An 8,472-nucleotide genomic window follows, 5' to 3' on the forward strand; every position below is an offset into this window, starting at 1 on the left:
TCGTTATTCGGTATCTTTTGTTTGCTAACTTCTTTCTTTATAGGAAGTTTTACTTTGGTTATAAATAATGACAAATTGAATTCCAATCATTATTTAAAAAATTTAAAATCAGCAGAAAATGACTATTCTGCGGAGATTATTATCAAAGAAAAACTAAAAAACACCATAAATAACGATCGATATGTTGCCAAAATAATTGAACTTAATAACAAGAAAAGTTATGGCAAAATTATTTTAAACATCAGAAAAGATAGCTTGGTTCCAACTCTTGAAATGGGTTCGCATTTAAAAGTTACTGGCTCGTTCTATAAAAACAGAAAGCCCAACAACCCAGATCAATTTGATTATGGAAAATATCTTGAAAATCAGCAAATTTACGCGCAAGTTTATGCCGACGCTTCAAGCATTAAAATTGGCTCACAAGTTGACAAAACCATATCTTATTATGCTAGTAAACTACGAAATAAAATTGTTCACAATCTAGAAAAGAATAATTTCAACAAAACAGAGTTGAGTGTTGTTGTTGCTTTAATTCTTGGTCAGCAACAAGACATTTCGCAAGAAGTCATTAAAGATTATCAATATGCTGGTGCGATCCATGTTTTGTCGGTATCAGGATTGCACGTTGGATGTATTTTATTGTTTATTACTTTTTTGTTGAAACCTATTCCGAACAATAAAAAAGGCTCCATCATAAAACTGATTATAGTAATTGCGTCACTTTGGATGTTTGGAATTTTAGCAGGATTAGCGCCATCTGTAGTCCGATCGGTAACTATGTTTTCGTTTGTAGCTATTGGTATGTTTCTAAGAAGAAGCGTAAATATTTATCATACATTGGTAGTTTCTGCCTTACTAATTCTGTTATTTCAACCTGCCTTTTTATTTGATATCGGATTTCAACTCAGCTATATTGCGTTGTTTTTTATTGTTTGGTTGCAACCACTTTTAGCTTCCATTTGGACACCAAAATATAAAGTTGTCAATTATTTTTGGGAAATTATCACCGTTTCATTTGCAGCTCAAATTGGAACTTTACCTTTAAGTATCTATTATTTCCATCAATTTCCAGGATTGTTTTTTGTTACCAATATTGTTATTTTACCAATGTTAAGTCTTATTCTTGGCATCGGAGTTGTTGTAATGCTTTTGGCAGCAGTAAATGTCGTTTGGTATCCGATGATGAAATTATTAGAGTACAGTATTTGGTTTTTAAACAAAATTATAGCTTGGGTTGCTTCGTTTGAAGATTTCATTTTTAAAGATATTCCACTAAATTCCTATATGTTATGGAGTAGTTACTTGCTTATTTTCAGTCTAATTATTTGGTCCAAAAAGCCTACGTTCAAAAAACTAACACTAAGTTTATCAGCATTAATTTTAGTTCAAATAATTTCTATTCAAGCCAAATATTCGAGCCAGAATAAAGAAGAATTTATTGTTTTCAACAAAAAGAAAAGCTCTATAATTACTGAAAGAAAAGGTGATAAAGTTACGCTTTACAGCAATGACAGCATATTGAAAACAACTGATGATAATTTGGTTTTAAAATCGTATTTGGTAGCCAATTATTGCAAAATTGAAAAGAAGAAATCTATTTCGAATTTATATTATTTTAAAGACAAAAAGATATTATTGATGGACAGTTCAGCGGTTTATTTACCTCATGAAAAACCTGATATCTTAATCATTACCAATTCGCCAAAAGTAAATCTAGAACGTATTTTCAAGCAATGGAAACCTAACCAGGTAGTTGTTGATGCGGCAAATTTTAAATCCTACATAAAAGTTTGGAAGGCAACTTGTAGAAAAGAAAAAATCCCTTTTCATGATACTACAGAAAAGGGATTTTATAAATTGTAACTAAGCTTTTTTCTTATGCTTTTTTCTTTTTAGCTGCTTTTTTGGCTGCTTTTTGCTCATCAGCTGTATAAGGAACAAATTTTGCAACCATTTGTTCTGGACCTTTTAACCAAGCATTTGGTCCGCCAGCGCCATAACCTGTTTCTCCCAATAACTCAAAACTTGTTTTACCATCAGTTGCAAGTCCAGCTTTAGCTATTTTAACAGAAGGATAACCTCTCACCTGGAAGAATTGTTGCAATAAATTGTTTTGCATTTTCAAAGCTTCTGCTTGTGGTGTTCTTCTTGGAAAATCTAATTCTACTAAAACTACTTTTTCTTTAGCCCAAGTTGTAAATTCTGGAGTTTTAAAAACTTCTTTTTGTAAACGAATGCACCATCCGCACCAATCACTTCCTGTGAAAAATAAAAATAGAGGTTTGTTTTCAACTTTGGCAACAGCAATTGCTTCGTCAATATTGGTATGCCAAGTTAAACCTTCTTGTGCTTGAGCAGCAAAACTTCCAATAAATAGGAACGTTGCTAATATAAATTTTTTCATGTTTTAAATTTTTACAAATATATTCAAAAATAGTACCAAAAAATGTCGGCTACTTTACTTCTTGCATTAGTTTTCTAATTAATGGAGAAATAGCAATTAATACAATTCCAGCAACTAATGCATAAATTCCTAATTGATAATAACCATCAGCATATACGTTTAATTTCTCTAAATTGGATGCGTTTTTAGAAGCTTTTGCAATATTTGCTCCAAGTAATCCTGCGAAATATTGACCGTACGCGCTTGCTAAAAACCACATTCCCATAATTACAGCTTGTGTTTTTTGAGGCGATAATTTCGTCATGGCACTCATTCCAATTGGAGATAAACAAAGTTCTCCAAAAGTGATAATGAACCATCCAAAAGTAAATAAATCTAGAGAAGTTTTACCAGATGCATCTGCGAAAAACTTTGTATAATAGAAAATCCAAAAACCACCGGCTAAGAATAAAAATGCTAAACCAAATTTAATAACTGTATTAGGTTCGATTTTTCTTTTTGCCATCCATAACCAAACTAATCCAACTAATGCGGCAAATGCAATTACAAAGAAAGAATTGGCCGAATTGTTAACACCATTCGGATCTAATGGAACTCCTAAAACTGTACCATTTAAATTTTCTGCTGCGAAATCACTCAAAGAACCACCACTTTGTTCAAAAAATGCCCAAAAGACAATTGAAAATAGCATAAAAATTACAGCGGCTACAAGCTTTTTATTTTCTACAATTGAAAATCCTTTCATTTCGTAAGCTAAATAGAGAATAGAAATTGGACCAATAGCATACATAAAATAATCTGTGTAAACAGTATTAGAAACCATTACAATAATTATTGGAACAATTAAAATAGACCCAACATATGTGCTCCATTCATAAAATTTCCTTTTTGATTTATCAAGATGTAATAATGGTGAAAGACCAATTTCTCCTAAACTTTTTTGAGTTTGTGTGAAAGTTAATAGACTAATAACCATTACAACTGCTGCTAAACCAAATGCAACATTCCACTTTAAGTTATCAGGAATTAAATTAGAAAGCATTTGACCTTTTCCAATGGCGATACAAACATATCCTCCGATTAATGCTCCAAGATTTACACCTGCATAAAATAAGGAAAAACCTGCGTCTGTTCTTGAATCGCCTTCTTTGTAAAGTTTTCCAACCATTGAAGAAATATTTGGTTTAAAAAAACCTGTACCTACAATACTAAAACTAACACCGACAAAGAAAAATGACTTTGGATCGATTGCTAAAATTAAACTTCCAACAATCATTAATAAACCACCCCAAAAAAGTGATTTTCTAAAACCAAAAATTTTATCAGCAAATAAACCCCCAATAAAAGTAAAAGCATAAACCCAAGCTTGAGTAGCACCATATTGTAAATTTGCCGCTTCTTTATCCATCAATAAATAATTAACCATATAAAAATACAGCATTCCGCGCATTCCGTAGAAGCAAAAACGTTCCCACATTTCGCTAAAAAATAAATACCAAAGTTGTTTTGGATATTTACCTTTAAAATTTTGAATTTCTTCTATTGACTGATTGATTTCCATACTTAATTAATTCCGTGGTCCTTCATTACTTTATTTAAGTTTTTCACTAGAGCGAACATCAATATTGTAGCGAACATTAATAATCCGAAGTTTACCCAAAAGAAATTAGCTTTATCGTCATAAGTATCCCACATACTTGCTAAAACTCCTGATAATTTGTTTCCTATTGAAGTTGCTAAAAACCATCCGCCCATCATTAATGCGGTAATATTTTTGGGAGATAATTTAGAAACAATCGATAATCCCATTGGGCTTAGGAACAGTTCTCCAATTGTAATAATTCCGTAATTAGCAACTAACCACCAAACGGATACTTTTTCTGTTCCATTGTTTCCAATATGAACTGCTGCAACCATTACTAAAACGGATAATGCCGAAATTAATAATCCGAAAGCAATCTTTGTTGGAGTTGATGGTTCTTTTTTTCTACTTCTTAAAAAGGTAAAAAAGGCAACGACAAGTGGCGTTAAAATAATAACCCAACCTGGATTTATAGACTGACTTAAATTGGTTGCCCAAATGGAAACCGTTGAACCTTCTTGAGGTAATTTCTCTTTTTCGACATTCCTAAAATAAACAGGATAGTTCACTTCTTTAACTACTTTGCCGTTTTCTTTTTGAAGTCTAAAACTCGCGTCGTATAATTCGGTTGAATCTTTCTTGTATTCGATATCTTTAGCTAATTTTAAATTGCTAAAAACAGCTTGAGTCGTTCCACTTATTTCTCTATCGGTGTATCTATCTGCCCATGTTGTTAATGCTGAACCATTTAATTTAAAAACTGCCCAAAATAAAATCACAACAGCAAATATGGAAAGTAATGCTCCAATTGGTCGTTTTTCTTCTGGTTTTGCTTTGAAGTATAGACTTCCGTAAAAGTAAATAACAGGAAGACAAGCAAAAATAAAAGCATCAGTACTATCAGAACCAAAAATCGAACTATCTAAATTTACATCCGATTGAACTCCTTTAATTAACCAACCAATAACACCAAAAACTACCGATGGAACTAAAATGTACAATACAATTTTAGAAAATGGCATGTCGCCTTCTTGAATTCCTTTTTTATCGGTTTTATCTCCGTAGTGTTTTGTTCCTAAAAGAAACACGATTACACCAATAAACATTCCTAAACCTGCAGCCATAAAGGCATATTGCCAACCTAATAAAATTTGCAAAGCAGCACCAAAAAAGTTACAAATGAATGCACCAACATTAATTCCCATATAGAAAATGTTATAACCTTCGTCTTTCTTTTCTTTGTATTGGTCTTCGTTGTAGAAATTCCCTAATAAAGTTGAGATATTTGGTTTGAAAAATCCATTTCCTACAATTACTAAAGTCATGGCTACGTAGAGCATAGGCAAACTATGAATTCCCATCATAAAATAACCTGCGCCCATCATTATTCCTCCAATAACAATTGACTTTTTATAACCAAGATATCTGTCGGCAACTAAACCGCCGATAAATGGCGTTAAAAACACTAAAGCGATGAAAGTTCCGTATAAATCGGAAGCTTCTTTCTCTGTCATGGCGAAACCTGCTTCGACATCTTTAAGATAAAGCGTAAAAATTCCGATCATTAAATAATAACCAAAACGTTCCCACATTTCAGATAAAAATAAGTAAGGCAATGCTTTAGGATGACTTTTCCACATAATAATTTAATTTAAAAAAACAAACCTACAAGGATTTCTTGTAGGTTTGAAAGATATAAAAATATTTTTAAATAATGATTAACGTACGCCGTGCATCATTTTTTTCAATTTTGGAGTTAATGCTAATAAAATAACCGCTGCTAATCCGCAAAGAATAACGAATACCATGAAGAATTCGAATAAGTTGTGAATTTCAAAACCAGCAAAAACTGGATTTGTTGGACTAATTTGATTTTTCTCCAATAAGGCCAATTGTTCTGCAGTTGGAGTTATTGTTTTATCTAAAACTGCTTGTAAATCGATTCCAAGTTCTTTTGCTTTATTGAATTTGTCTCCAGTTGCAGGTAAGATCGAACCTAAAGTTCCAGCTAATGCATATCCAGAAGCATTTGATAAAAAGAAAACTCCGTATAATAATGAAGAGAATCTTTTTGGAGATAATTTACCAACTAATGATAATCCGATTGGTGATAAACATAGCTCAGCACAAGTTTGAATTAAATATAAAAGGATTAACCATTTGATAGCAAGTAATCCGTTATTACCTAAATCTTTTACGTTGTAAGCGATGATGAAATAACTTAAAGCGATTAATCCTAATCCAACTGCTTGTTTAACAGGAGAAATTGGCTCTCTGTCTTTACTTCTTAAATAATCCCATAACATACTGAATGGAACCGCGAAAGCCACAACGAATAATCCGTTAAAGATTTGAACCATTGATGGCGGCATATTGTATCCAAAGAAATTTCTATCGGTCTGATTATCGGCAATAAAAGTTAATGATGAACCAGCTTGCTCGAATGCTGCCCAGAAAAAGATTACGAAGAATGCAACAATATAAATTACCAAAATTCTATCTCTTTCAACTTTTGTAAGTGATGAATCAGAAATAATTAATCCTGCAAGAGATAAACCACTAGCATAAATTAATGAATAGATAAAGTTTTGTCCGAATACAAAATGAAAAATTAATCCTAATCCAAAGAAAGCTACTACTGCTCCAATTAATGCATTTTGAGAGAAAACTGCTTTTTGAGATTCTCCTTCTTCATAGTCTGAATCATCATTTTTAGATGGTAATCCTCCTAATGGCTTTCCTTCTGGAGTTACCACATATTTATTTTTCAAGAAATAAAACACTGCCGTTCCAATTAGCATTGCTAAAGACGCAGCTAAAAATCCCCATTTAAAGGCGTGAATATCACGAACTCCATCAGTTTTAACATCTCCTACAATTGGACAAATCAACTGACCTAAAAAAGCTCCTAAATTAATTCCCATATAGAAAATTGTAAACGCTGTATCAAGTTTGCTTTTTTCTTGTTTTGGGTATAAACTTCCCACCATTGAAGAAATATTTGGTTTGAAGAAACCATTTCCAAAAATGATAATTCCTAATGCTGACCACATTAACATGTTGGCTAGACTCAAATTTGTACCGAAAACTGAAGCACTAAAAAACAATAAAAATTGCCCAACTGCCATCATTAAACCACCAAGTAAAATACAATTTCTGTTTCCAAAAAATCTATCGGCGATGAATCCACCTAACATTGGAGTTAAGTAACAAAGTCCTAAAAATCCACCATAAATTAATGATGCATCTTCTTCTTTCATCATCAATGAATTTACTAAGAACAATGTTAAGATAGCTCGCATTCCGTAGAAGTTGAACCTTTCCCACATTTCGGTTCCAAATAATACCCAAAGTCCTTTTGGATGTCCTGTTTTTACTGCTGTTTCACTCATAGTATTCTATTTAAATTTTGTTAGGTATAGGTTTTGTTGGTTGTAATTTTATAATTTTTCTTTAATATAATTCGTCATTTTATTGAACAATTGAATTCTTGTTTTACCACCATAAATTCCGTGGTTTTTATCTGGATAAATTGCCCAATCGAATTGTTTGTTGGCTTGCACCAATGCTTCAATCATTTGCATTGAATTCTGAACATGGACGTTATCATCGGCTGTTCCGTGAATTAATAAAAAGTTTCCTTTTAATTTACTCACGTGATTAATTGGTGAATTTTCATCATATCCGCTTGCATTTTCTTGTGGCGTTTGCATGTATCTTTCTGTGTAAACGCTATCATAAAATCTCCAATTGGTAACTGGTGCAACCGCAATTGCCATTTTGAATACATCGGCACCTTTGAACAAACAGTTGCTCGACATAAAGCCACCATAAGACCAGCCAAATATACCAATTCTAGATTTATCTACATAAGCATAATTTCCAATTACTTTTGCAGCATCAATTTGATCTTCAACTTCAAATTTCCCTAACTCTTTTTGAGTACATTTCTTGAAATCGGCACCTTTGTAACCTGTTCCACGACCGTCAACACAAACTGTAATATATCCTTGTTGAGACAACATCATAAACCACATGTCGTTCGTATCCAACCAGTTATCAGCCACTTCTTGCGAACCTGGACCAGAATATTGATACATAAAAACTGGATATTTTTTGTTAGCATCAAAATCTTTTGGTTTAATCATCCAAGCGTTTAGTTTATGACCTTTTTCTGTAGTTAGTTCGAAAAACTCTTTTGTTGGTAAATCATATTTTTTAATTTTTTCTACTAAAGGAGTATTATTTACAATTTCTTGAGCTTGTTTTCCGTCTTTTGAACTGTTCAAAGTATAAGTTGGCGGAGTTGTTACACTAGAATAAGTATTGATGTAGTAAGTGAAATCCGGACTAAAAGTCGCGCCATTTGTTCCTACTTGAGATGATAATTTTACTTTCTTTTTTCCGTCAAGCGAAATTTTGTAAACGTCTCTTACTGTTGATCCATTTTCTACCGATTGATAGAAAACTGTTTTTGTTTTTTCGT

General features: G+C 32.3%; 6 protein-coding genes. 1 reads left to right on the top strand and 5 read right to left on the bottom strand.

Annotation, left to right across the window (positions count from 1 at the left end):
* On the top strand, positions 1-1,863 hold a 1,863-nt coding region (locus DIU01_RS00450; RefSeq protein ID WP_290831300.1), incomplete at its 5' end, for a ComEC/Rec2 family competence protein.
* Positions 1,864-1,876: 13 nt separating this feature from the next.
* Here the strand turns inward: DIU01_RS00450 and DIU01_RS00455 are convergent.
* From DIU01_RS00455 to DIU01_RS00475, 5 genes are all read right to left on the bottom strand, one after another.
* On the bottom strand, positions 1,877-2,404 hold the full coding sequence (locus DIU01_RS00455; protein ID WP_290831301.1) for a thioredoxin family protein: 528 nt from the start codon (positions 2,402-2,404) through the stop codon (positions 1,877-1,879).
* Positions 2,405-2,453: 49 nt separating this feature from the next.
* Positions 2,454-3,965, bottom strand: a complete 1,512-nt coding sequence (locus DIU01_RS00460) for a peptide MFS transporter (protein ID WP_290831302.1) — start codon at positions 3,963-3,965, stop codon at positions 2,454-2,456.
* A gap of 2 nt (positions 3,966-3,967) precedes the next feature.
* Positions 3,968-5,626 (bottom strand): peptide MFS transporter, encoded by a 1,659-nt coding sequence (locus tag DIU01_RS00465; protein ID WP_290831303.1) that lies wholly within the window; start codon positions 5,624-5,626, stop codon positions 3,968-3,970.
* A 78-nt stretch (positions 5,627-5,704) separates the two neighbouring features.
* The gene (locus DIU01_RS00470; RefSeq protein WP_290831304.1) at positions 5,705-7,378 is read right to left on the bottom strand and encodes a peptide MFS transporter; all 1,674 of its coding nucleotides are present in this window, start codon (positions 7,376-7,378) and stop codon (positions 5,705-5,707) included.
* Between the two features lie 48 nt (positions 7,379-7,426).
* Positions 7,427-8,472, bottom strand: a 1,046-nt coding sequence (locus DIU01_RS00475; RefSeq protein WP_290831305.1) for a prolyl oligopeptidase family serine peptidase, incomplete at its 5' end; no start/stop codon positions are given.

Origin of the sequence: Flavobacterium sp., from assembly GCF_003525665.1 — a bacterium.
Taxonomy (GTDB): domain Bacteria; phylum Bacteroidota; class Bacteroidia; order Flavobacteriales; family Flavobacteriaceae; genus Flavobacterium.

Excerpts from the sequence above, each read along its gene's own strand:
- DIU01_RS00455 (WP_290831301.1), bottom strand. The coding sequence starts at position 2,404 with ATGAAAAAATTTATATTAGCAACGTTCCTATTTATTGGAAGTTTTGCT.
- DIU01_RS00460 (WP_290831302.1), bottom strand. The coding sequence starts at position 3,965 with ATGGAAATCAATCAGTCAATAGAAGAAATTCAAAATTTTAAAGGTAAA.
- DIU01_RS00465 (WP_290831303.1), bottom strand. The coding sequence starts at position 5,626 with ATGTGGAAAAGTCATCCTAAAGCATTGCCTTACTTATTTTTATCTGAA.
- DIU01_RS00470 (WP_290831304.1), bottom strand. The coding sequence starts at position 7,378 with ATGAGTGAAACAGCAGTAAAAACAGGACATCCAAAAGGACTTTGGGTA.